Origin of the sequence: Erysipelatoclostridium sp. An15, from assembly GCF_002160675.1 — a bacterium.
GTDB classification, from domain to species: Bacteria; Bacillota_I; Bacilli_A; order Erysipelotrichales; family Coprobacillaceae; genus Thomasclavelia; species Thomasclavelia merdavium.
In genome coordinates this window covers 1-24,953 of record NZ_NFLA01000015.1, presented here as the reverse complement: position 1 = coordinate 24,953, position 24,953 = coordinate 1, and the positions used below count along the sequence as shown (strand labels likewise).

The 24,953-nt window shown below is 28.8% G+C and carries 26 protein-coding genes and 1 tRNA gene; 19 read left to right on the top strand and 8 right to left on the bottom strand.

From position 1 onward, the window contains the following. The first annotated feature begins 117 nt into the window (after positions 1-117). The 3 genes from secA to B5E92_RS06530 are packed head-to-tail and all read left to right on the top strand — an operon-like array spanning position 118 to position 4,716. Positions 118-2,751: a preprotein translocase subunit SecA gene (gene secA / locus B5E92_RS06540; protein WP_087300399.1), complete on the top strand. Its 2,634-nt coding sequence runs from the start codon at positions 118-120 to the stop codon at positions 2,749-2,751. Continuing rightward, positions 2,751-3,848, top strand: a complete 1,098-nt coding sequence (gene prfB, locus B5E92_RS06535; protein WP_087300397.1) for a peptide chain release factor 2 — start codon at positions 2,751-2,753, stop codon at positions 3,846-3,848. The genes secA and prfB overlap by 1 nt, the downstream gene beginning before the upstream one ends. A 10-nt stretch (positions 3,849-3,858) precedes the next feature. Further along, positions 3,859-4,716: a YitT family protein gene (locus tag B5E92_RS06530; protein WP_087300395.1), complete on the top strand. Its 858-nt coding sequence runs from the start codon at positions 3,859-3,861 to the stop codon at positions 4,714-4,716. Positions 4,717-4,824: 108 nt separating this feature from the next. On the opposite strand, the gene B5E92_RS06525 is transcribed toward B5E92_RS06530, so the two are convergent. Further along, on the bottom strand, positions 4,825-5,028 hold the full coding sequence (locus tag B5E92_RS06525) for a hypothetical protein (RefSeq protein WP_087300393.1): 204 nt from the start codon (positions 5,026-5,028) through the stop codon (positions 4,825-4,827). Positions 5,029-5,208: 180 nt separating this feature from the next. On the opposite strand from B5E92_RS06525, the gene ftsE reads away from it, so the two are divergent. The 3 genes from ftsE to B5E92_RS06510 are packed head-to-tail and all read left to right on the top strand — an operon-like array spanning position 5,209 to position 7,548. Then, positions 5,209-5,892 carry a cell division ATP-binding protein FtsE gene (ftsE, locus tag B5E92_RS06520; protein WP_087300391.1) on the top strand — a complete coding sequence of 228 codons (684 nt, stop codon included), beginning with the start codon at positions 5,209-5,211 and terminating at the stop codon, positions 5,890-5,892. Beyond that, complete coding sequence (gene ftsX, locus B5E92_RS06515; RefSeq protein WP_087300389.1) at positions 5,892-6,803, top strand: permease-like cell division protein FtsX; 912 nt, start codon at positions 5,892-5,894, stop codon at positions 6,801-6,803. Before ftsE ends, ftsX begins: the two co-directional genes overlap by 1 nt. A 58-nt stretch (positions 6,804-6,861) precedes the next feature. Then, positions 6,862-7,548, top strand: a complete 687-nt coding sequence (locus B5E92_RS06510; RefSeq protein WP_087300387.1) for a GNAT family N-acetyltransferase — start codon at positions 6,862-6,864, stop codon at positions 7,546-7,548. Positions 7,549-7,565: 17 nt separating this feature from the next. Here the strand turns inward: B5E92_RS06510 and B5E92_RS06505 are convergent, their stop codons facing one another. Then, positions 7,566-9,341, bottom strand: a complete 1,776-nt coding sequence (locus tag B5E92_RS06505; protein ID WP_087300385.1) for an ABC-F family ATP-binding cassette domain-containing protein — start codon at positions 9,339-9,341, stop codon at positions 7,566-7,568. Positions 9,342-9,474: 133 nt separating this feature from the next. Between B5E92_RS06505 and B5E92_RS06500 the strand changes: the two genes are divergently transcribed. Further along, positions 9,475-10,347: an NADase-type glycan-binding domain-containing protein gene (locus B5E92_RS06500; protein WP_087300383.1), complete on the top strand. Its 873-nt coding sequence runs from the start codon at positions 9,475-9,477 to the stop codon at positions 10,345-10,347. Between the two features lie 40 nt (positions 10,348-10,387). Here B5E92_RS06500 and B5E92_RS06495 read toward each other — a convergent pair whose 3' ends face one another. Both B5E92_RS06495 and B5E92_RS06490 read right to left on the bottom strand, forming a co-directional pair. Continuing rightward, positions 10,388-10,939 (bottom strand): zinc-ribbon domain-containing protein, encoded by a 552-nt coding sequence (locus B5E92_RS06495; RefSeq protein ID WP_087300381.1) that lies wholly within the window; start codon positions 10,937-10,939, stop codon positions 10,388-10,390. 168 nt (positions 10,940-11,107) lie between these two features. Further along, positions 11,108-11,674, bottom strand: coding sequence for a zinc ribbon domain-containing protein (locus B5E92_RS06490; RefSeq protein WP_087300379.1), 567 nt, complete (start codon positions 11,672-11,674; stop codon positions 11,108-11,110). Positions 11,675-11,886: 212 nt separating this feature from the next. On the opposite strand from B5E92_RS06490, the gene B5E92_RS06485 reads away from it, so the two are divergent. The 7 genes from B5E92_RS06485 to B5E92_RS06460 all read left to right on the top strand — a co-directional run bounded on the left by B5E92_RS06485 (position 11,887) and on the right by B5E92_RS06460 (position 17,241). Further along, positions 11,887-12,672 carry a YARHG domain-containing protein gene (locus tag B5E92_RS06485; RefSeq protein WP_087300377.1) on the top strand — a complete coding sequence of 262 codons (786 nt, stop codon included), beginning with the start codon at positions 11,887-11,889 and terminating at the stop codon, positions 12,670-12,672. Positions 12,673-12,706: 34 nt separating this feature from the next. Next, positions 12,707-13,402, top strand: a complete 696-nt coding sequence (locus B5E92_RS06480; protein WP_158095200.1) for a zinc ribbon domain-containing protein — start codon at positions 12,707-12,709, stop codon at positions 13,400-13,402. A gap of 160 nt (positions 13,403-13,562) precedes the next feature. Then, a complete protein-coding gene (locus B5E92_RS06475) occupies positions 13,563-14,081 on the top strand; it encodes an FHA domain-containing protein (protein WP_087300373.1) in 519 nt (172 codons plus the stop codon). A 1-nt stretch (position 14,082) separates the two neighbouring features. After that, on the top strand, positions 14,083-16,050 hold the full coding sequence (locus B5E92_RS06470; protein ID WP_087300371.1) for a serine/threonine-protein kinase: 1,968 nt from the start codon (positions 14,083-14,085) through the stop codon (positions 16,048-16,050). Then, the gene (locus tag B5E92_RS15900) at positions 16,050-16,184 is read left to right on the top strand and encodes a hypothetical protein (protein WP_255376199.1); all 135 of its coding nucleotides are present in this window, start codon (positions 16,050-16,052) and stop codon (positions 16,182-16,184) included. The genes B5E92_RS06470 and B5E92_RS15900 overlap by 1 nt, the downstream gene beginning before the upstream one ends. A gap of 22 nt (positions 16,185-16,206) precedes the next feature. Further along, a complete protein-coding gene (locus tag B5E92_RS06465; protein ID WP_087300369.1) occupies positions 16,207-16,533 on the top strand; it encodes a hypothetical protein in 327 nt (108 codons plus the stop codon). A 15-nt stretch (positions 16,534-16,548) separates the two neighbouring features. Beyond that, complete coding sequence (locus B5E92_RS06460; protein WP_087300367.1) at positions 16,549-17,241, top strand: zinc ribbon domain-containing protein; 693 nt, start codon at positions 16,549-16,551, stop codon at positions 17,239-17,241. A 123-nt stretch (positions 17,242-17,364) separates the two neighbouring features. Here the strand turns inward: B5E92_RS06460 and B5E92_RS06455 are convergent. From B5E92_RS06455 to B5E92_RS06440, 4 genes are all read right to left on the bottom strand, one after another. Next, positions 17,365-17,438, bottom strand: a tRNA-Trp gene (locus tag B5E92_RS06455). A 118-nt stretch (positions 17,439-17,556) separates the two neighbouring features. Next, positions 17,557-18,174 carry a manganese catalase family protein gene (locus tag B5E92_RS06450; RefSeq protein WP_087300365.1) on the bottom strand — a complete coding sequence of 206 codons (618 nt, stop codon included), beginning with the start codon at positions 18,172-18,174 and terminating at the stop codon, positions 17,557-17,559. Next, positions 18,138-18,419 (bottom strand): spore coat protein CotJB, encoded by a 282-nt coding sequence (locus B5E92_RS06445; protein ID WP_087300363.1) that lies wholly within the window; start codon positions 18,417-18,419, stop codon positions 18,138-18,140. Before B5E92_RS06445 ends, B5E92_RS06450 begins: the two co-directional genes overlap by 37 nt. After that, positions 18,419-18,550, bottom strand: coding sequence for a spore coat associated protein CotJA (locus B5E92_RS06440; RefSeq protein ID WP_087300361.1), 132 nt, complete (start codon positions 18,548-18,550; stop codon positions 18,419-18,421). Before B5E92_RS06440 ends, B5E92_RS06445 begins: the two co-directional genes overlap by 1 nt. A 157-nt stretch (positions 18,551-18,707) precedes the next feature. Between B5E92_RS06440 and B5E92_RS06435 the strand changes: the two genes are divergently transcribed. The 5 genes from B5E92_RS06435 to B5E92_RS15370 form a co-directional block, all read left to right on the top strand. Further along, on the top strand, positions 18,708-20,300 hold the full coding sequence (locus B5E92_RS06435; RefSeq protein ID WP_087300359.1) for an ABC-F family ATP-binding cassette domain-containing protein: 1,593 nt from the start codon (positions 18,708-18,710) through the stop codon (positions 20,298-20,300). 213 nt (positions 20,301-20,513) lie between these two features. Next, positions 20,514-21,863: a type III-A CRISPR-associated CARF protein Csm6 gene (csm6, locus tag B5E92_RS06430; RefSeq protein WP_087300357.1), complete on the top strand. Its 1,350-nt coding sequence runs from the start codon at positions 20,514-20,516 to the stop codon at positions 21,861-21,863. Between the two features lie 8 nt (positions 21,864-21,871). Then, positions 21,872-24,223 carry a type III-A CRISPR-associated protein Cas10/Csm1 gene (cas10, locus tag B5E92_RS06425; RefSeq protein WP_087300355.1) on the top strand — a complete coding sequence of 784 codons (2,352 nt, stop codon included), beginning with the start codon at positions 21,872-21,874 and terminating at the stop codon, positions 24,221-24,223. Then, on the top strand, positions 24,223-24,633 hold the full coding sequence (gene csm2, locus B5E92_RS06420) for a type III-A CRISPR-associated protein Csm2 (RefSeq protein ID WP_158095199.1): 411 nt from the start codon (positions 24,223-24,225) through the stop codon (positions 24,631-24,633). The genes cas10 and csm2 overlap by 1 nt, the downstream gene beginning before the upstream one ends. 17 nt (positions 24,634-24,650) lie before the next feature. Continuing rightward, positions 24,651-24,953: RAMP superfamily CRISPR-associated protein (locus B5E92_RS15370; protein ID WP_239406415.1), on the top strand; the 303-nt coding region annotated here is incomplete at its 3' end.

The window sequence follows — 24,953 nt, the reverse complement described above, 5'->3', positions numbered from 1 at the left end:
AATTTAATCTTGATTTTACATCGTAATTAGAATATAATTTACTAATTCACTTAAGGGGTTTAAATTAATAACTTTAAATGTTATAATACGATAGACAAAGAATAAGGAGCGTATTTCATGGCAAGTAGAAAAGAGCAAATTCGTAGAGAATTGAAAAAGAAACAAGAAAAAGAAGGACTTAACCCAGATGCTGTAAAAGATATCGTTGATTTAAAAGATGATACTGGGGAAGATATAAAAGTAGAAGATTTCCATGGTGAATATAACGGAGAAGTAATTCCTTTTAGTACTACGCCTCATTCAACAAAAAAAGGATTAGTTGCTAAGATCAAAGGAGTCTTTGATGATGAAAGAAAGCAATTAAAAAAATTAGATAAGATGGCTGATGAAGTTTTAAGCTTAGAACCTAAATATCAAGCAATGAGTGATGATGAATTAGCTAATCAAACTAATGTTTTTAAAGAAGCTTTAGCCAGTGGAAAAACTCTAGATGATATTATTATTGATGCTTATGCAGTAGTTCGTGAAGCGGCTTATCGTAAACTTGGCCTTAAAGCATTTAAGGTACAGATTATGGGGGCTATTACTTTACACGAAGGTGATATTGCAGAAATGAAAACTGGTGAAGGTAAAACATTAACATCAATCTTTCCAGTTTATTTAAATGCTTTAACTAATAAAGGGGTACATGTTGTAACAGTTAATGATTATTTAGCTGGACGTGATGCCCAAAATAACGGTTTAGTATTTAATTTTTTAGGACTTACAGTTGGTTTAAATAAACGTGAATTAACCCCATTACAAAAACAACAGGCTCACGGATGTGACATTACTTATACTACTAATGCAGAATTAGGTTTTGACTATTTACGTGATAACATGGTAACTCGTTTAGAAGATAAAGTGTTAGTAAAAGGGTTAAATTATGCATTAATTGATGAGGTTGACTCAATTTTAATTGATGAATCAAGAACACCATTAATTATTTCTGGTGGTAGAAAGAATACTGCTGCCCTTTATTTACAAGCTGATAAGTTTGTTAAATCATTACAGGCAGATAAAGATTATGAAGTTGATATTGAAAGTAAAACAGTTGCTTTAACTGCTAGTGGTATTGCTAAAGCAGAAAAAGGATTTAAATTAAATAACTTATATGATCCACAACATACATCATTAGTACATCGTATCAATCAAGCCTTAAAAGCTAATTATGTTATGACTCGTGATGTTGAATATATGATTGCTACTGATGATGGTAGTCATGATATTAAAAATGCTAAGATCATGATCATTGACCAATTCACTGGTCGTGTTATGCCAGGACGTGCATATTCAGATGGATTACATCAAGCAATCGAAGCAAAAGAAGGAGTTCCAATCAAAGAAGAAACTGAAACTCGTGCCACAATTACTTATCAAAACTTCTTTAGATTATTTAATAAATTAGCAGGGATGACTGGTACTGCTAAAACTGAAGAAGAAGAATTTAGATTAATTTACAACATGCGTGTTATTGAAATTCCAACTAATCGACCAGTTATTAGAGATGACCGCAATGATAAAATTTATTCAACTAAAGCAAATAAATTTAAAGCTTTATGTGATGAAGTTGTTGCCCGTAATTCTTATGGACAGCCAATTTTGATTGGTACAGTATCTGTTGAAACATCAGAAGTTTTATCAAAAATGTTAAATCGTCGTAAAATTAAACATAACGTTTTAAATGCTAAAAATCATGCTAAAGAAGCTGAAATTATTGAAAAAGCTGGTCAACGTGGAGCAGTTACAATTGCTACTAACATGGCTGGTCGTGGTACTGACATCAAATTAGGTGAAGGTGTTGCCGAAATTGGTGGTTTAGCAGTTATCGGTTCTGAACGTCATGAATCTAGACGTATTGATAATCAGTTAAGAGGACGTTCTGGTCGTCAAGGAGATCCTGGGTATTCAGTATTCTATGTATCTTTTGAAGATGAATTAATGGAACGTTTCGCTGGTGAAAGATTAAGTTCATTTAAAGATTATTTAGATGATGATCAGGCAATTGAAAATAAAATGGTTACTAAAGCCATTGAAAGTGCCCAAAAACGAGTTGAAGGACAAAACTTTGATGCTCGTAAACATATTTTGGAATACGATGATGTTATGCGTCAACAACGTGAAATTATGTATAAAGAACGTGATGATATCATGTCTGAAGATAGTTTAGATGATATTGTTAAAGGAATGTTCAATCAAGCTATTGAAATGACAGTGCGTCAATATACTAAACATGATGGTAAACATGATACGATTGATGTTGCTGGAGTTGTTGATTTTGTTGCTAAAAACTACATGTTATTAGTAGAAATTCATGCTAATAACTGTGAATCTTTACAACATGATCCTAAAAAATTAACTGATACCTTAACAGATTTAGTATTCAATCAATATACTAGTCGTTTTAATAAAGATTTACCACCAGAAAAGAAATTACAATATGAAAGAAGTATTCTTTTAGGAGTAATTGATTATACTTGGATCAATCATATTGATGCCATGACTAAGTTACGTAATGGTATTTATTTGAGAGCTTATGCCCAAAAAGATCCTTTAGCTGAGTATACTGAAGAAGCATTCTATATGTTTGAACAAATGACTAGCAGTATTGCTGATACGATTTCTCGTAATATTGTTCATATGGGAGTGCGTCCAGGTAGTGAAACTGAGCAAAAAATTCCTCATTTAAAAATGGAATTAACGTTTAAATAATGGAATTATATGAAATTAAAAATGGGCTTTCTAAAGCCCATTTATTAATAGATGAGTTTTATCAATCAATCGATATTGAAGCATATCGTCGAGAGATTGAAGGACTAACTGTTATTACATTACAAGAGGGATTTTGGAATGATGCTAATAAAGCTAAAGGGATTTACGATAAGTTAAATCGAATGAAAAAAACAGTTGAACAATATGATTCACTTAAACAAAAACTTGATGAATTAAATGAAACTTATGAATTAGTAAAAAATACTGAAGATAAAGAGTTCATGGAAATTCTTGAAAGCGATTTTTTAACTTTTCAACATGATTTAGGTGAGTTTGAAAAAACAATGTTACTATCAGGTGAACATGATGATTTAAATGCTATCGTAGAAATTCATCCTGGTGCTGGTGGTACTGAAAGCCAGGATTGGGCCGATATGTTATTTAGAATGTATCAGCGTTATGCAACCAATAAAGGCTGGAAAGTTGAAGTTCTTGATTATTTAGATGGTGATGTTGCTGGTATTAAGTCAGTAACTATGCTAATTAAAGGCGACATGGCATATGGTCATTTAAAAGCAGAAAAAGGTGTTCATCGATTAGTGCGGTTATCACCATTTGATTCAGCTAAACGGCGTCATACATCATTTGCTTCTGTTGATGTTATGCCGGAGTTTAATAATGAAATCGAAATTGAAATTCAAAGTAGTGATTTAAAAATTGATACTTATCGTGCTAGTGGTGCTGGAGGACAGCATATTAATAAAACTGATTCTGCTGTTAGAATAACGCACTTACCGACAAATATTGTTGTTACTTGTCAAAGTCAGCGTAGTCAAATTCAAAACCGTGAGCAGGCAATGATCATGTTAAAGAGTAAATTATATCAATTGATGTTAGAAAAACAAGCTAGTCAGTTACAAGAATTAAAAGGTGAACAAAAAGAGATTGCCTGGGGTTCGCAAATTAGATCATATGTATTACATCCATATTCTTTAGTAAAGGATAATCGTAGTAATTATGAATCTAATAACCCAAAAGCAGTTTTAGATGGTGATTTAGATGATTTTATTTATGCATATTTAAAAACAAGTTTATAAGGAGGGTGTAATGAAGAAGATATTAAAAGAAACATTAATTATTATTTTAGGTAACTTTATTTTAGCACTAGGTATTTGTGCATTTATTACACCGGCAGGATTTATTACTGGTGGTGCTTCTGGTATTGGGATTGCAGTTAAAGCAGTAACAGGAATCAACATTTCTTATACTGTTTATGCAATTAACATCATTATGTTTATTATTGGGTATTTTTACTTAGGTAAAAAGTTTGCTTATGGAACATTATTGAGTACTTTTATTTATCCGACTTTTTTAGCGTTATTAGAACGAGTTGATGCATTTTCAACTATTACTAATGACCCAATCTTAGCGACAATTTATGCGGGACTTTGTATGGGAATTGGAGCCGGGCTGGTTTTTAGAGTCGGTGGTAGTACTGGGGGAATGGATATTCCACCAATGATCATTAGTAAAAAAACTGGGATTTCATTAGCCTGGTTAATAAATATATTTGATTGTTTAGTTTTAGTAATTCAGGTAATCTTTTGTCCAATTACAATCGAAGAAGTTTTATACGCCATAGCTGTTGTTATTATCTTAACAATTGTAATGGATCAAGTAATGATGCTTGGTGAAACAAAAGTTCAAGTAACGATTATTTCACCAAAATGGAAAGAGATTCGTAAAGTTGTTTTCGATAATATTAATCGCGGCTGTACTTTATTGAATATTACTACTGGCTACCAGCAAAAAGATCAATATGCAGTAATGTCAGTAGTATCTAAACGGGAATTGCATTTATTAAATGATATGGTTCTAGAAATCGATCCAACGGCTTTTATCATTAGTAATGCTACTCATAGTGTAAAAGGACGTGGCTTTACGCTACCATCAATTGATTTATAAATTAATTAAAGTGTTGATTTAAAAAGTCAACACTTTTAAATCATTATCAAAAATATTTGGTTTCTTTAAATAAAAAAGAAATCTCGCGATTTCTTTTTTACCGTTGATTTATTTATTATGACTATTTAAGTCGATGTAAAAATCAACGTGGCCACAGTTAGGACAATAGCAGCTTTTTAGTTCGTAGTTAGTTTTTTTCAAATCATCATTTTTAATAATTAACTCAAGATAACTTAGACTTGACATGCCATTGTCTTTGATAAAACAATTATTTTTTAGTTCTGTTTGGCATATTGGACATATTCTTTTCATATTGTCACCTCTTTATTTTATTGTATCAAAAATTAAGTGATAATGACAGTATTTATGCCCTTATTTGACAAAGTGTGCTATAATAACCGTGGAGCAAAAGGGCTCTTGGAAAATTGAATATTTGAAAACTAAATATATATAAATAAAAATAAGAAAGGAGATAGTCTAAACGACAACAATATGATAAAACTTACAAACGTTACAAAAATTTACAAAACTGGTGTAAGAGCACTTAATAACATAAATCTTACCATTGAACCTGGTGAATTTGTTTATGTCATCGGTTCTACTGGATCAGGAAAGTCTACTTTTATCAAATTATTATATCGGGAAGAAAAGGTTACTTCAGGGAAAGTAGAAGTAGTCGGGCAGGATGTATCTAAATTACGTAATAGTAAGATTCCTTATTTCCGTCGTAATATCGGTGTAGTTTTCCAAAATTTTAGATTATTACCTAAAAAGACTGTATTTGAAAATGTTGCTTTTGCCTTGGAAGTAATTGATACACCAAGAGCTGAGATTCGTCAACGTGTTAGAGCTACATTAGAATTAGTTGGTTTAGAGGATAAAGTAAATTCTTTTCCTCATGAATTATCAGGGGGACAACAACAACGGGTAGCAATTGCTCGTGCGATCGTTAATCGTCCTAAAGTATTAATTGCTGATGAACCAACAGGGAATCTAGATCCAGAAACATCTGAAGAAATTATTAAGATCTTAGAGCGAATTAATGAAAAACAAAATACCACTATTCTAGTTGTTACTCATGATAGTAAAATTGTTCAAGAACATAAAAAGAGAACCATTTTAATTGAAAATGGATGTATTAATGCTGATACTAGTTTAGGAGGTTATGAAATTTAATGAAAGAATTTGTTAGCTGTATAAAAAACTTACCGAGACATTTTGTAACTGCCGTTCAAAATATCTGGCGTAATGGAGTTATGTCATTTTCATCAATTTTTGCTGTTACAATTACATTATTGTTAATTGGGGTAATTGGTGTTTTAGCGTTAAATGTTCAAGATATTAGTGCTAATATTGAAGAAGGTGTTAGTATTTATGTTAAACTTGAACGAAATATTGATAGTGAAGCTGAATTAGCTGTTGGTGATCAAATTAATGCGATTAATGGAGTAACTAAGAGTACTTATTATACTAAAGATCAGGAATTGGATAAATTAATCGAAAAACAAGGTGAAGATGGAGCAGAGTTATTTGAATCATATCGTGATGAAAATCCATTAGGAGCAGCTTATGAAGTAGAAGTTAAAGATGCTAGTCAAATTGAAGCTATTTCTAAAAAAATCGAAGAAATTCCTAATGTAAATAGTGCTACTTATGGTGGGGAGTCAACTGAAAACATGGTTCAAACATTACAAACAATTCAAACTGGTGGAACTGTTTTCATTGTTGGATTATCTGTAGTTGCCCTATTCATGATTGCAAATACAATTAAGATTACTATTACTGCAAGACAAACAGAAATTAGTATCATGCGTATGGTTGGTGCTAGTAACTGGTATATTAGAATTCCATTTATGCTAGAGGGAATGTTAATTGGATTGATTGGTTCTATTATCCCGATTATTGTATTAATATATGGATATCAAACGATTTATGATTATGCTGGCGGTGCTTTATTATCGGCGATGTTAGCATTAAAAGAACCAATGCCTTTTATTCGTGATTTCTCATTAATTCTTGCTGCTATTGGTGCAGGAGTAGGTTTAATTGGAAGTTTTGTATCAATTAGACGTTTCTTGAAGATGTAATATTATTTATTAAAGACAGGATAGATTGAAATCAATCCTGTTTTTTTAAGGAGATAAAATGGATGAATTAATATCTAAACAATTGAAAAAAGATTATTTGAATAATGTTGATTTTATTTATGTTTATTTTCATGGGGCAAAAGTTATTTGTTGTAATGAAAATTTAATTGTTATGTATTTTAATGGTACTTATTTTATTAAAGGAACTAATCAGCAAATAGCCAAATATTTAAATCAACTACCAAATTGCAAGTCATTAGTCATTCATAATAGTATTTTTGATTCACTAATAAAAGATAAATTTAAATTAGATAAAGTTATTAGTGCTTATCAATATAGTTATTTAAAAGACGATATTTTCCCAATAAATAATCCTAAAGTTAAAATTAAATTGCTTGATAAAAACTATTTAGATTTTATTATTGTTAATTATAAAGCACCGGTTACTAAAGAGTATTTAATTACGCGACTAGAAGCTAATGTTTTTATTGGGGCTTTTATTGAAGATGAAATTGTTGGTTTTGCTGGTATTCATAGTGAAGGAACGATTGGTTTTGTTGAGGTTCTTGAACAATATCGGCGCATGAAAATCGGTACGATGTTAGAAACGACATTGATTGCAAATTTATTAAAAAATAAAGAGATTGTTTATCTTCAAGTTGAGTGTAATAATTTTGGATCAATGAAATTTCATGAAAAATTAGGTTTTAAAAAGGCTGATGATATTATTAGCTGGTATGAATAAACAATTCCCGATTAAAATTATCGGGAATTGTTTTGACTTTGTTCTTGTTTTTCTAATAATTCTAACCAGCGTTCATTTTTTGCTTCCAATTCACTGTTTAGTTTGTTGGCAAGATTTGAGATTTCAACTAATTTATCGTAATCATTTTGATATAAACTCATTTGTTGATTTAATTCATTAATTTGATTTTCTAAATCTAAAATAGTATCTTCCATTGTTTCTAATTCTTTTTGTTCTTTAGAAGTTAAGCGGACTCTTGCTTCGCGCTGTTTTTGCTTTTGTTCTTGATAACGTTTAGCACCATCACTTTTTTCTTTAACTTTATTTTCTTCTTTTAAATCAATATAACTGCTATAACCGCCGTTATGATAAGTTATTTGTTGATTTTTAAAGACGAAAAGGCCATCACAAACTCGATCTAAGAAATATCTATCATGGGATACAGTAATTACTAACCCATTAAAGCTATCTAAATAATCTTCTAAAATAGTTAAAGTTGTAATATCGAGATCATTGGTTGGTTCGTCAAGTAATAAAACATTAGGAGCCTGCATTAATATATTTAATAAATACAGACGTCTTTTTTCGCCACCGGATAAACGTGAGATTTGAGTATGTTGTAAAGTAGTATCAAATAAAAAGCGTTCACACATTTGTTTAGCGCTAAAACTTCCTTCGCTGGTTTGCAAATAGTTACTAGTTTTTTTAATACAATCGATGACAGTAAGTGACTCGTCAAGATCATCACTCATTTGTTTAAAAAAACCAATTTTTACTGTTTGGCCATGAATTACTTCACCATGAGTAGGTGGCAATTCTTTAGCGATTATTTTTAATAAGGTACTTTTTCCACAACCATTATTACCTAAAATACCAATTCTAGTATTGGGATTAAACAAGTATGAAAAATGATCAAATAAAATATTGTTTTCATAACGCATTTGTAAATCAACTAATTCAATGGTTTTTCGTCCTAGTCGCGAAGCGATATTAATCATTTCTACTTGATTAACAGTTTCGATATCAGCAATATTGCTTAGCTGATAAAAACGCTGAAGCCGGTCTTTGCTTTTAGTTGTTCTAGCTTGGACCCCAGCTCGAACCCACTCTAATTCTTTTTTCAAAAATTGTTTTCGTTTATGCTGTAAAGCTAAATCATTTTCTTCTCTAATTGCTTTTAATTCTAAAAACTTAGTGTAATTAGCTTCATATTCATAAATTTTAGTACGATCAATTTCCATTATTTTATTAGTTACCCGTTCTAGAAAATAACGATCATGGGTAACCATGAAAATTGCTTTATTGAACTTAATTAAAAATTTTTCTAAATATTCAATCATCTCATTATCAAGATGGTTAGTAGGTTCATCAAGAATTAATAAATCACCGGGATGTAATAAAGTTATTGCTAAGGCAATTCTTTTTTGTTGGCCACCAGATAGTTCGCTGATTTTGGCTTGATGATTAGTAATGTTAAAACGATTTAAAATAGCCTTTATTTCATATTCATTTACCTTATGATCTTTTAAATCATGATGGACTTGTTCAAGGACTGTATTATTAGGATTGAAATCAGGATTTTGTGGTAAATATGAAATCGAGATATCCTTTTTTTGCAATAATGTACCTTCATAGTTTTCCTTACCAGCTAATATTTTTAAAACAGTACTTTTCCCGGTACCATTAACACCTACTAAAGCGATTTTATCATTTTCTTCAATTGTAAAAGAAACATTATCAACTATTTTTTTAATACCATTAGTTTTTGATAAATTATTAACAGTTATTAACATTTTCTTTCCGTCCTTTGCTTTTATTTTCTATGTTATTGTATTATAACATGATACTTTAATTGTTGATAAAAAAATTTATATATTTTATTTTAAAACCATGATAAGATAAAACTAAAAGAAGGGAGTATTAGTGATGAAATGTCCAAAATGTGGTTTTGAAAATGAAAAAGCTAGTTTTTTTTGTGAAAACTGTGGTACTAAACTAGAAAAAAATAGAATTGATAATAAAAAGATTAAGATAATTATTATAACGTTGATTATAGTAATTGTTGTGGGAAGTGGTGGCTATTTTTTATACCAGAATGTTTTTAAAAATGATAAACCGGAATATGATACAAATAAACAAGTTACTAAAGAGCAAACAACAAGTTTAGAAATAACACCAGAAAAAATGGAAATTGATGTTGGGGAAAATCAATTTATTGAAACTAATTTAAAAGATGTAACTTTTAAAAGTGATGATCATAATATTGCAACAGTATCTGATTCCGGTCGAGTTAAAGGGATTAAAAACGGTACAACGACAATAACAGTTACTGCAGGTAATCAAAAAAAGACATGTCAGGTTACGGTTAAATCTAGCCAGGCTGTAATCACCGCTATTAATGCTTCATCAACATTAATGCAGGAAAATTATGATTATTCAGCTAATAATTTAATAGATCAAAATAATTCAACGGCTTGGAGTGACGGTATTGATGGCGATGGTATTGGAGAAACAGTGACATTTATTTTTGAACAAGAAAGTTCAATTAATGAGATTAATATTTTAAACGGTTATTGTAAAAGTGAAGATTTATATTATAAAAATAGTCGTATTAAAAAGGTAACATTGATTTTTGATGATGGTGAAGAACAAATTGATATTGAAGATATTTATAATCAAAGTCAGTCATTTAAGTTAGCTAATCAACATCAAAGTAAACAAATGGTTTTAAGAATTGATGAGGTTTATACAGGAAATAAATATAGTGATACTTGCGTAAGTGAAATAAGTGTTAAATAGTGAAAAACCCAATAAAGCATTGCTGCTCTATTGGGTTTTTTTAACTTAACTGATGCCAGTAATTTTTTAAAACTAAATATGTAATTACAACATTAATTAGTAAACTAGCAACTGTTGTTATTAACATTTCAGATTGCATATAGGCACCTAATGTCATAAAAATATAAATAGCCTCAGCTAATTTTAAACCATAAAATGCATAAATACAAAGACGTAATCTTTTAATGATTAAAATAACTATCGCAACTAATGCTAAGCCTTCTAATATTTTAACGATATTAGGATTAAAGCCAACTAATTGCATGTACAAAACTTCTTCTTGAGAATAGATTCCAATCGAAGCAAGACATCCCAAAATCAAAATAACAAACCATACAATAGGCCCAGCTCCCCATTTAAAAGCCCCTGATACATTCATATTTTGTTGACGGTTCATTTGCTGATAATTGTTATAACCTTGATTTTGCTGGCTATATGTATTTGCTTGATTAGCAGTGGATGCTGTATTTGCTTGTGGTTCTGTTTGAGCACCACATTCAGGACAAAAACGAGCATTATCAGGTATTTGTTTACCACAGTTAGTACAAAACATATTAATTCCTCCTCTTTTTATATATTATTAATAATATTACAAAAATTGTCAAATATAAATTATTTTTTCAATTTTATGTATTATAAATAGTATATAAATAACTGATATTTCATAATATTAGTTATTACAACAATAAAAACAACAATTTTTTACTTTATTAATATTATATTATTTTAAATCTTGCCAATGATTTCTTAACACTAAATATGTAATTGTAGCACAAATAAGTATTTTAACAAAGTTTATAAAAATAAAAGATGGAGCTATATAACTAGCATATGGGTGTAATTGACTAAGATTATAAATTTGATAAAAGTTATAAACCATAGCGCCAGCTTCTAAAATGAAAAATGAATAGACACAAAAGCGAAGCCTTTTTACTAATAGGAATATAATAGATAAAATTTGTAATGTTGCAATCGTTAAACTAATTACCTGATTTATCGGATAGAATGCATTAATGTTTAAAGATAGCTCATCCATATTTAATAAAGCATTCAATTGTAAATGGAAAAAGATAGTATAAAGGCATATTATGATTAAAATTATAAACCAGATAATTGCTCCAGCATGCCATTTAAATGATTCGTTTAAGTTAACTTTGTTGTTTGTTTTTTGATTGTTTGTATAAGTAGTATTTGATTGATTAGTTGATTCGACAAATATTTTTGTGCCGCATTTTGGACAAAAAGTGGCATCATCAGGTATTTGTTTACCACAATTAATGCAAAACATAGTTAATCCCTCCTTATTTCTATATTATTATTTGTATTATCAGGATGTCAATATTAAGTGTTGGTAAAAAATATAATATTTGTGTTTTAATTATTTGAAGTTTGCATGTATTTGAAGCCTACATGTTTTGACAAATCTATACAAATATGATGATTTATGCTATAATTTCTTTATTGTTAGAAGGTAAAAAAATGAGGGTTGAGGAGTAAAATATGAAATGTAAAAACTGTGGACATGAAATACAGCAAGGTGATTTGTTTTGTGAAAACTGTGGGGCAAAAATTGAACCAGAGCTTACAAGAAGCGGTAAAAATGCACAAAATAAACAAAGCAAAGGAATTGATGTAAAGATCATTATCATTGCTGTTATAGCGCTACTTGTAATTGGTGGCGGTGGATTTTTCATTTATCAAAATTTTATCGCAAATGATAAACCAGAATACATAGCCCAAGAAAGCGAAGAAGATAGCAAAGATAGTGATAGTAAGAGTTCAAAATTAAAAGTTTCACCAGATGAATTAGAAATAGAAGTTGGTGAAAATCAGTTTCTTGATTGTAATCAAGATGATGTAACTTATAAAAGCAAGGATCGTAATATAGCGACAGTATCTGATTCTGGACGTGTTAAAGGGATAAAAGCGGGAGAAACAGAAGTAACTGTTACTTATGGTGATCAAAAAGTAACATGTAAAGTGGTTGTTAAGGAAGATGCAACAGCAGCTTTACAAAATAGTGAGGATTACGTTTTTCCAAATAGTAATACTCAATTATTGACAGAAGCTGATCTTCAAGGAAAAACTGCTGAACAGTTAAGAATTGGTAGAAATGAAATCTACGCTCGTCATGGCAGAAAATTTAATGATGAAGCATTACAAAATTACTTTAATTCTAAATCATGGTATAGCGGTACTGTTGAAGCTGATGCTTTTGATGAGGGAGTTTTAAACGAGATTGAAAAGAAAAATGCTGATTTTATTACTAGTCATGAAAATCGCTAATGAATAATTAAAATTCATGAAAGAAGGGGAAAAAATGTTTTGTAGTAAATGTGGAACTAAATTAGAAGAGGGTGCTAAGTTTTGTCCTGAATGTGGGGCAACAGTAGAAAATCAAAAGAGTGGAAATACAATTGAAGGAGTTAGTGGAGTATATGTTGACAATACAACTCCACCAGTAGAAAATGTTGTAACTAAAACAAAAGGAGTCAATAATAAATCAATTCGTAATATTATTATTGGAGTTGTTATTGTTGCGGTAATTGGTTTTTTTGGATATAAATTTTTATTAGGAGGATCGTCTTCTTCTTACGAAGCTCCAATTGAAACACTAGTTACCGGAATTGAAGATAAAGATATTGATGCTATTTTTTCAGTTATTCCTGATGAAATATTTGAAAAATATGAAGAAGAATATGGTATTGATATTAAACAATTGACAGGTCTATTATCTAGTAGTTTAGAAGAACAAATGTTTGCTGAATTTGAAGGAATGACTTTAAGCTATGAGATTGAAAATGTTGAAGATTGTAGTAGTGTACAAGTAGAAGAAATTATTGATGCAAATAAAAGCTATTATGATATAGATTTAGATATTACAGCAGCTAAAAATTTAGACGTAACTTTAACAGCTACTTCAAATGATGATACAGAAAGTAATTCAGTAACACTTACAGTTATTGAAATTGATGGTAGTTGGTATATTGATCCAACTGCGATGAATATTTTCTAATTAATACTAGTAATGATTTTATAAATGATAAACATTGTCTAACTAAAATTCATTTCAAAATATAAAAACTTTTATAGCCAATATAATTACTAGTTTAAAGATAAAAAGAAATGGATTTAATGGACAATGTTTTATTTATTAAAAAATAGGAGGTAATTAAATGAGCAAGTGGGTACCAGTTAGTAAAGTAGATATACCACCAGTAGAAAATACTGGATTTAAAGAAAATATAATAATTAGAACACCGGTGGCTCCTGAAATTATTGAAGAAAAGCCCAAAACAAGTTTTGAAATGTTAGATGAAATGAATTTTGATTCTGCAGATGATGAAACAGTTATTTTAAAAACTGGTGATGATGAACCAACAATGGTATTGAAAAATTCTTATGCGTATGTAAAAAGATTAAAAACAAATGAATTAATTATGATTGATCAAGAGGAATTTATTTTAGGTAAAGGGACTAAAGCCGATTATATTATTTCAGGTAATTCTGCTATTTCTAGAAATCATGCTCTTATTTATCAAAAAAATGATGAGTATTATCTAAAAGATTTAAATTCATCTAACCATACTTATATTAATGATCAACTTGTTCAAAGTGACGTTAAATTACAAGACGGAATGGAATTTAAAATGGCAGATGAAATGTTTAAATTCATTTTAATTGAAGAGGCTTAAAATGGATGAGATGGATGCTTTTAACCAGACTTATGAAATAAGAGAAAAAATCGGTGAAGGAAGTGGTGGAATTGTTTATCTAGCTTATCATAAACGATTACAAAAAATGGTTGTTATTAAGCAGATTAAACGAGTTTCCCATAACTTACAAAGTAATCGACGTGAAGTAGATATTTTAAAAAATTTACAACATACCTATTTACCACAAGTGTTTGATTTTTTTGCAATTAAAGATAAAGTCTTTACGGTTATTTCATATATTCCTGGGCAATCATTTGCTCAATTGTGTAAACAAAATTATCATTTTACCAATCAGCAATTGATTCGCTGGGCAATGCAAATATGTTCGGCTTTGGCATATTTACATAGCCAAAATCCGCCTATTATCCATAGCGATATTAAGCCGGCTAATATTATGTTAACACCTGAAGGTAATATTTGTTTAATTGATTTTAATATCTCTTTTTTCTTAGATGGAACACCAATGCTAGGTTATACTAATGGTTATTCTTCACCAGAACAAAAATCAATAGCCTTAAGTCATGGTAAAACTAAAATTGTTCTTGATGAAAAAAGTGATATTTACAGTGTTGGAGCAACATTATATTATTTGGCACTTAAGAAAAAATATGATGATCAAAATCCCGACTTTGTTGCATTAGAAAATCAAACCAGTGAAACTTTTGCAGCAATAGTAAAAAAAGCATTAAGCTTTTATAAAGAAGAACGTTATCAAAGTGCTTTAGAAATGTTTCAGGCATTGAAGTCAATCCCTAAACACGATCAACGATATTTACAATTAGTTCGTAATCATCGTTATCAGCAAATTGGTCTTTCTTTGTTATTAGCTGGAAGTATTGCTTTAGGTGGTTTTGGAATTCATACAATGAAATTAGAACGAGTGGAAAAATACAATGAGCTTGTTGCTAGTCAAAAAGAATATCGTTTGGATCAAAACTATGATAAACAAACTGAATTGTTTAAAGAAGCTCGTGATTTATTACCAGGATCTTTAGAAAGTTATTATCAAAATGCATTAGCTTTATATCAACAGCAAGAATATCAAGAATGTATTGATTTTATTGATTATGATGTTTTGAATAATGAAAGAATCGATACTGATCAAGAAAGAATCGGGGATTTCTATGGCGTTGGAGCTAATTGTTATTTTGAATTAGAAGATTATCAAAATTCAGTTGATTACTTTGAAAAAGCAATTGATTATTTAGGTTATGATGAAGATTATTACCGCGATTATGTGATTGCTCTTGCTTATAATGATGAATTAGAAAAAGCAAATGAAAAATTAGATGAAGCAATTGAACATGGTCTAGGTGATGATTCGATGTATTTTGCAAAAGGTGAAATTAATAAATCATTAGGTAATGATAGTGTGGCGATAGAAAATTTTGAACAGTGTCTACAATTAACTGATAATGATGAGTTAAAAGAACGCTCTTATATTTTAATGGGTGATATTTATATTAATAATGAAGAATTAATTGAAGCACATGATGTTTTATTAGAAGGGGTTGAAACATTACCTGCATTACATCAAATGATTGTTTTAGAAAGATTAATTCAAGTAGATATTGATATTAATACACCAGTTTATCAACAGGAAGCTATTGAAAAATTACAACAAGTAATTGATAATAACTGGGATAGCTATGATACTTATGATAACTTAGTAATCTTATATCAAAAACTAAATCAATACGATAAAGTAGAAGAAAATCTTGATTATATGTTAAAAACATTTGGTGAAGATTATAATATTTACAAACGTTATGCTTTTTTAGAAATTTCATTGCAGGAAGCAAAAGAAAACAGTCAACGTGATTACCAGCAATTTGAAGAATATTACCAGGAAGCAAAAGATTTATATCAAGAAAATTCAACCAATGACCCGGAAATGGCCTTATTAGATAGTGTCTATCAACAAGTTGTATCAGGAGGGTGGTTATAATGATTTCAACAGGTTTATTATTAACGATTGCTGGTGGAATTGGAATTGTTGTTTGTATAATTGCATTGATTGTTAATCATAGAAGTTATAAAAAAAGAATTAAAAATTTATTAAAAGAAATTGAAGATGAATAAAGATATTAGAAAGGAGTTTGCTATGGCAGAAAATAATCAAAATGAGTTTTATGGAGTTGTTATTGGTACTGGTGAATATTATTTTGATAAAGCTTATCCATTAGATAAAAAAGTGCCGGTATATTTTAACAGTGAATATAACCAAATAGTGCTTGAAGATTACTCAGGTCAAGAACCACTAGCTTGTTTATATTATATACCTGAATATCAAGAATACTGTATAGAACCATATCAAACGAAAACAATTTATTTAAAAAGCGGACAGCCTTTAGGTAAACGTGTTTATTATTTACCAAGAGGAATGTCGATATACATTAATGAAAAAAGTTGTATGTTTAAATTAGGATAGTTAAGGAGAGTTTATATGTACGAAGATGATAAAGTATTAGATGAGTTATATCGTGAATTAGGAAAAGCTTATTATGAAGGAGCTTTTGAAGATCCACTACCACAGTTATTACCTTTATTTGATCAAATTACTGAACATTTAAATCAAAAAAATGTTGTAGAAGAACAAGAACCAGTAGTTGAAGAAGTTGAAAAACCAGAAGAACCTGTAGAAACTAAAGAAGAAAATAATAATACTGGATTAAAATGTCCAGTTTGTGGAGCAGCAATTACTGATAAACAAGCTTTTTGTATCAGCTGCGGTACTAATTTAAAAGAATTAGCAACAGCTAAAGAAGAACCAGCTATTAAAGTAGAAGAAAAAGTTAGTGAAAGCTGTCCATATTGTGGAGCACCAATTAATCCAAATCAAAAATTCTGTATCCAATGTGGTAAGAGTTTAGAAAATCCAGTAGAAAGATTTTCTTTTGATGATCCTAAACCAGTACAAGATCCAATTGAACCTGATCCTGTCACTCCAACATGTCCAAATTGTGGAGCAACAGTAAAAATTGGACAAAAATTCTGTACTAAATGTGGTTCAAGTATTCCACAAAATAACAACAATCAAAACGTGCCACCAGTGATGCCAGCACAATGTCCAAAGTGTGGTAAACCATTAGATCCTAATGATCGTTTCTGTACTTCATGTGGCACTAAAATAAGATAAGTAAAATAAAAGCTGTAATAAATCAGTAGTTTCAAACTACAAATTATTACAGCTATTTTATTACTGATAAGATTTTTATAGAAAATAAAAAACCTTGATATAATATCAAGGACATTTACTGCATGGCAGAGGTAGTAGGAGTCGAACCCACATCAACGGTTTTGGAGACCGGTATTCTACCATTGAACTATACCTCTATTGCTAACTGCCTTAATATAATAGCATATTTTTTTTAAGTTGTAAATAAAAAAATGATATTTGTTTAAAATTGTTGTAAGAATAAAAGAAAAGATTCTAAAGAATCTTTTCTGCAGTTTATTTATTTTTATTACACTTACCATTACTAAAAGCTGGATTGAATGCATAATAGTTATCGTTATTCAAGCGTTTTTTAACTAGTTCTAATGCTTCTCCAAAACGTTGATAGTGCACAATTTCTCTTTCACGCAAGAATCGAATTGGTTTTCTAACTTCTTCATCGTCTACTAATGCTAAGATATTATCATAAGTTGTACGAGCTTTTTGTTCAGCAGCCATGTCCTCTGTTAAATCAGTGATTGGATCACCTTTTGATTGGAAATAAGCACATGTAAATGGCATATCATTAGCACCTTGTGGGAAAATACCTAAAGTATGGTCAACAAAGTATTTATCAAAACCTTGTTTTTTTATTTCATCAATAGTGAGATTGGTAGTTAACTGATATAAAATAGCACTGATCATTTCAACATGGGCTAATTCTTCAGTACCAATATCAGTTAGTAATGCCTGAATTTCTGGATAAGGCATAGTATAGCGCTGTGATAAATATCTTAAAGCAGCCCCTAATTCTCCATCTGGCCCACCTAATTGATCAATAATTACAGCAGCAGCTTTAGCATTAGGTTTTTTTATATTTATTGGGTATTGCAAACGTTTTTCATACAACCACATTTGTTATCACCTACCCATGGCCATGGTGCTGTTAAATAATCGTTTTGATAAGCATCGATTTCTCGATTCACTAAAGCATGACCGCGTCTTTGATATTCTCTTTTAGCGTTTCTTAGACGAGTAGTTGCTTCATTAAAATAATTTAAAGCTTCTTTATCGTTTGGATGCGTATCTAAAAATAATGCTGAGTCTTGAACAGCGAAGTCCAACATCATTATTTGCATTAATAAATCATCTGTATTCATTAATTTAATTCACCCCAGCGTAAATCTAGTTCTTCAAAGATTGTTCCTGAATGAAAGGCTTTAATAATTGGATAAATCTTTCTAAACTGTTGAAATTTAATAGATGAAATACCTAATTCTAATTTATTCATTTAATTCCTCCTTCTACCTTAGATTATGAAAAAACTATATCTTGATATGGGTATTTATCATTAAATATAAATTTATTTTTTGTTTTAGATAATTATGTTGATTTAATCAATACTTTATGACATAATAGTATAACTTTAATAAAAGGAGTTATATTAAATGATATCAACACAAAATGTATCTTTGCAATATGGCGATAGAGCCTTATTTGAAAATGTTAATATTAAATTTACTAGTGGAAATTGTTATGGAGTTATTGGTGCTAATGGCGCTGGTAAAAGTACTTTTTTAAAAATTTTATCTGGTGAAATTGAACCTAACAAAGGTGAAGTTATTTTAGAGCCTAATAAGCGTCTATCAATGTTGAAACAAGACCATTTTGCTTATGAAGAAAATGAAGTTTTAGAAACTGTTATTATGGGAAATGCTCGTTTATACGAAATAATGCAGGAAAAAGAAAAACTTTATGCTAAAGCTGATTTTAATGATGAAGATGGTATTAAGTTAGCTGAACTTGAAGGTGAGTTTGCTGAAATGGATGGCTGGAATGCTGAAGTTGATGGTGAAATTTTATTAAATGGTTTAGGTATTAGTGAAGAATATCATCATTTAAAGATGAAAGAATTGGAAGCCAACCAAAAAGTAAAAGTGCTATTAGCTCAGGCTTTATTTGGAAATCCTGATGTACTATTATTGGACGAACCGACTAACCACCTTGATATGCATAGTGTTCGCTGGTTAGAAAATTTCTTAATGAATTTTAAAAATACTGTTATTGTTGTAAGCCATGACCGTTATTTTTTAAATAAAGTTTGTACACATATTGTCGATATTGATTATTCACGTGTACAATTGTATGTTGGTAACTATGATTTCTGGTATGAATATAGCCAATTACAATTAAAACAAGCTAAAGAAACAAATAAAAAAGCAGAAGCTAAAAAGAAAGAATTAGAAAAATTCATTGCAAGATTTAGTGCTAATGCTTCAAAAGCTAAACAAGCTACATCTAGAAAAAAATTATTAGATAACTTAGAAATGGTAGATCTTAAACCATCATTACGTCGTTATCCATTTATTAGTTTTAAACCAGGACGTGAAGTTGGAAATATCGTTTTAAAAGTTGAAGGATTATCAAAGACTGTAGATGGTGTTAAATTATTAAATAATGTTAGTTTTTCAATCAATCCTAAAGAAAAAGTAGCATTTGTAGGTGATAGTAAAGCAACAGAAACATTCTTTAAAATTATTACTGGTGAAATTGAACCAGATGAAGGAAGTTATCAATGGGGTGTTACGACAAGTCAGTCATATTTCCCTAAAGATAATTCAAGTTTCTTTAATGATTGTGATTTAACTTTAGTTGACTGGTTACGTCAGTTTTCAACAAAAGATGAATATGAACAAGATTTACGCGGTTGGCTTGGAAGAATGTTATTCTCAGGTGAAGAAGCATTGAAAAAAGCTCAAGTGTTATCTGGTGGTGAAAAAGTTCGTTGTATGCTTGCAAAAATGATGATGTCAGAAGCTAATGTTTTAATTTTTGATGAACCAACTAACCACTTAGACTTGGAAACAATTCAAGCTTTAAACCAAGGGCTAATTAACTTTAAAGAAAATATTTTATTTACTAGCCACGATCATCAATTTGTTCAAACAATCGCTAATCGTATTATTGAATTTAATAGCGAAGGAATTATTGATCGTCTATCAACTTATGATGAGTATTTAGAATATAAAGAAAATAATTAGTAAAATATAATTAAAAAGGATTACAAAACGTTGACAAAGTCAGATTATTTAAATCTGGACTTTGTCTTTTTTTATATAATTTGCATATATAACAAATAATTGTTGTATATAGAAAACGCTTACAAGAATAATGGATAATTATTAGACTAGAGTAGTATAAGGTGATATGATTAAAATATAACTAAAATGTAACTAAAAAGGAGTTAATGTATAATGAAGGTATTATTTACTTGTATAGGCAAATCAGACCCGCTAACAATTTTTGAAAATGATGTTATTTATGATGCATCGTATATGCAAATTGCAAGACATCATCGCCCTGATAAAATTTATTTTTATATGTCAAAAGAAATTTGTGAATTTGATGAAATAGATAATAGATATGAAAAATCAATTATGTTATTAAATCAGTATTTAAATGCTAAAATTGAAACGTATAAAATTAAAAGACCAGAATTAATAGATGTACAGAGATTTGATGAATTTTATGACGATTTTGAAAATATTATTAATGAAATAATTATAGAAAATGGTAAAGATGTAGAAATATTATGTAATGTTTCTTCAGGTACCCCAGCAATGAAAGCTACACTGCAAATTTTAGCAGCTTTATCTAAATATAAACTCACACCAATCCAGGTTGATGATCCAACTAAAGGGAAATGGCAAAGAGATGTTGATTTGAAAAATTATGATTTAGATTTTTATTGGGAATTGAACAGTGATAATGATATTAATGAAGATAGAACATATTTTTCAAAAAACGATAAATTTAATTTTAAGATTCAAAAGGAGTTATTAGTTAATTTGATTAAATCATACGATTATGAAGCAGCATATGATTTAGTTAATAGTTATAAATATCGTATTGATAAAAATGTTATAGATTTAATTAAATTTTCATTAGATCGCTATAACCTTGATACAAAAGAAATATTAAAAAGTCCTAATAAATCTTTATTACCATATTTAGATGAAGAACAAGCAAAAATATTTGAATATGGTTTATGGTTAAAAGTAAAAATTGAAAAAGGAGAAATCTTAGATTTTGTTCGTGGAATAAATCCGTTTTTATATGAAATATGTAAATATACTCTAAATAATATTTGTAAGATCAATATTTTAAAATATTGTTCGAAAGATAAAAGAGGAGTAATGTATTTAACAAGACAATTAATGGATAAAGACAGCCAAGGTAAAGAATTGTTAAAAATATTAGATTCTGAATTTTTAAAAAGAAAAAAAGAGGAATATACGAGTACATGTTTAACAGAAAACCAAATGTTAATCATACTATATGCAAAATTAGGTGATGATTCAAAATTACGATTATCTTTAAAAATGCTCAATTCTTTAAGAGAAGAAATTCGTAATATTGCAAGTCATCAAATTACATGTGTAAGAGAAGAGGATATAATAAAAAAATTGGGTAAGAGTGTAGATGATTATGTAAATATTATTAAGGTTGTATTAGCATGCTTGAATTTTAATACTAGTAAATATTGGGATAGCTATAATCTAATGAATAAAAAAATAATTGAAGAAATTAATGAATTAAGGTAGGTGGAAATATGGAAGACTATAAGTTAATTGATGTTGCTTATGGAGCTTTATTGCATGATATTGGGAAATTTTATCAGCGTACTTATGAAAAATCAGATTTATCCAAAAGAGAACTTGAAACTACCAGATATCATAAAAATGGTAATTATTATAGTTATTTACATAGTGGATACACTTCACGCTTTTTAAATAAATATTTAGAAATGAATAATGAATTTGAAAAGTTAACGAGTGAACATCATCATATCGATGAAAGTGAACATTTTTTAAACATTATCAAAAAAGCTGATCAGATTGCTTCTGCAATTGATCGTCAAGATGAACTTAAAGATAATGAAGCTGAAAATAAAAAAGGAAGTTTTATTACAGCTAGATTATATTCAGTTTTAAGTGAAGTTCATTTTGGTAAAGAAAAAAATGATAATAGTATATTTTCATTATCAACTAGAGATCAGATGAATACACCTGATGCTAATTTTGTTCGTAAAAGTTTAAAAGAAAGTGTAGATGAATACAAAACATTGTTTGATGAATTTGCTGATGAGATAGAGAAAAATATCTATTTGAAAAAAAGAGTCAATTTCATTGCTTATAATTACATGTATAATTTATTGAATAAATATTTAGTAACTGTACCAGCATCGACTTATGGAGGTGTTAAATCTGCGGTAAGTCTTTTTGATCATTTGAAAATAAGTTCAGCAATTGCAAGTTGTTTATATGATGAAACATGTTATGAAAAAGAGATGTTTTATATGTTAGAAATTGATGTTTCTGGAATACAAAGTTTTATTTATCAAGTTGTTGAAGGTAGTGGAACAAAACCTGGATTATCTAAAGCATTAAGGGGAAGATCGATTTTAGTTGGATTAATTACTAATGCCATATCATATGCTTTTTTAAATGAATTTGGGTTAACTGTCAGTAATATTTTATTTAATACTGGTGGCGGTTCAATGATATTACTACCTTATAATCAATCAATTGAAAAAAGAGTAATGGATTTATCTAAGAAAATTAGAAAATCGTTGTTTGATTTTTTTCAAGCTGATATTACTTTTGTAAACGCAATGTTACCTGTAAATAAAAAAGAATTAGAAACATTTCAAACAGATAAAGCAATTGAATTAAAGAGTTTATTAGGAAGAAATAAAATGCGCAAATATCAAGATATTATTGATGGTGCAGATTTTTTCTTTGATAAAATTGATTTTAATAGTAAATGTAATACTTGTGGTAGAGTATCAAAAAGTGAACAATGTTTTATTTGTAAGATGGTTGAAAAAATCTCACAAATATATACTAAAAATGAAAGTTTTGGAATTGTTTATGATTTTAATAAAACAATTGATATTAAAAATATAGAAACATTAGATTTAGGATTTGTTCAATTATTATTTATAAATGATAAATCATATTTAATTGACGATGAAATTAGTTGGTATGTAGATAGTATTAATAATTTTGGCTTTGGAAATGAAAAAATGTTATCTAGCCAAGTACCATTAAATAATTATGGAGATATTTTGAATTTTGAACAAATAATAAAATTAACACCATCGAAATATGGTGATGAAAAATTAGCTATATTAAAAATGGATGTTGATAATTTAGGAGGAATTTTTGCATTTGGATTAAAAGCAAGTGACGAACCTAGAGTACAGAGATCGATTTCAAAATATGTTACAATGAGTAGATTAATGGAGTTTTTCTTTGGACATGAGATAAAAAACATTTGTCGAGAAGTGTCATTGAAAATCAATGACAATATTGATGATAAAGTAAAAAATGGAACAATGTTTTATATTAATTATGCAGGAGGAGATGATTTGGTAATTATTGGTTCAGCATATTCAATCGTTGAATTAGCATTAGAAATTCATAAACGTTTTGCTAAATTTACCAATAATAAAAATATTACTATTTCAGGAGGAATAAACTTCCAAAACGATAAAAAACCAATTCGTTTTGGGGTTCAAATGGCTGAAGAAGCCTTATCAATGTCTAAAGACGGCGATAAAAATGCAATAACGCTATTAAATACAACAGTTCCTTTTGTTGAATTTGAAGGATTGTTAGTTGAAGTTAAAGAGATATGTAAATTTATATTAGAAGGAAAGCTTTCTAGAACAATGCTATATAATCTTATGAGTAATATAAGAGATAAATCATATATGGAATTTGTTTGTTTAATTCCACGTATTCAATATATTTTATACAGAAATGTTAAAGATCAAAAATTATTGGAAAGTATGCGCTATCGATTAACTAAGGTTAAAACCGACATTGATGTAAAATATTATGTCTTGATTTTAAAATTAGTTATGTTGTTTACAAGAGATAATAAGGAGGATAAATGATGAATTATAATAAAAAAGAAAATTATATTGAGTTTCCTAAAATTACTCAACCACTACATTTTGAATATGTAAATTATGCTGAGTTGTATTTACCACATAAATTAGCATATCAATATGCTGAAAAATTTAAAAATATTCCTAATCATCAAATAAGAAAAATATTAGATACTGTAAAAATTGCATTAAAGCAAAGTGATAAGGATTTTGAAAATGCTAAAAAACAAATGTTTATGCTTGTTGCAATGAGTGCTTATAACGCTGGTAGAATGCCTAATAAATTAAAAGTATTATATTACTTTTTATCAAATACTATAAATGAACAATCAATTAAGTCAAAAAAAGATATTGAAGTATTTGACCAATTTTTTACTAGTGTTGTAGCTTATCATAAACTTGTCGGTAGAAATTAAGATTGGGGGAAATATTTATGTTAGAAGGAATTTATGTATTGAATATTAAATTAGAATTATTGTCTGGATTATATATTGGTGGTAATGATAGTGGTTTTGATATTGGTGGAGCTGATAGTGATGTAATAAGAAACCCACTTACAAATGAACCATATATTCCAGGAAGTTCATTAAAAGGAAAGTTAAAGTCATTACTAAAATATCATATTAAAGAAGTAGATAGAAAAGAAAAAGATATTATTTTTAAAGACAGTAATATTACAAACTGCCCCGAATATCGTTTGAGCATCAGGTATTTTAGTTATAGACGAAATATTTTT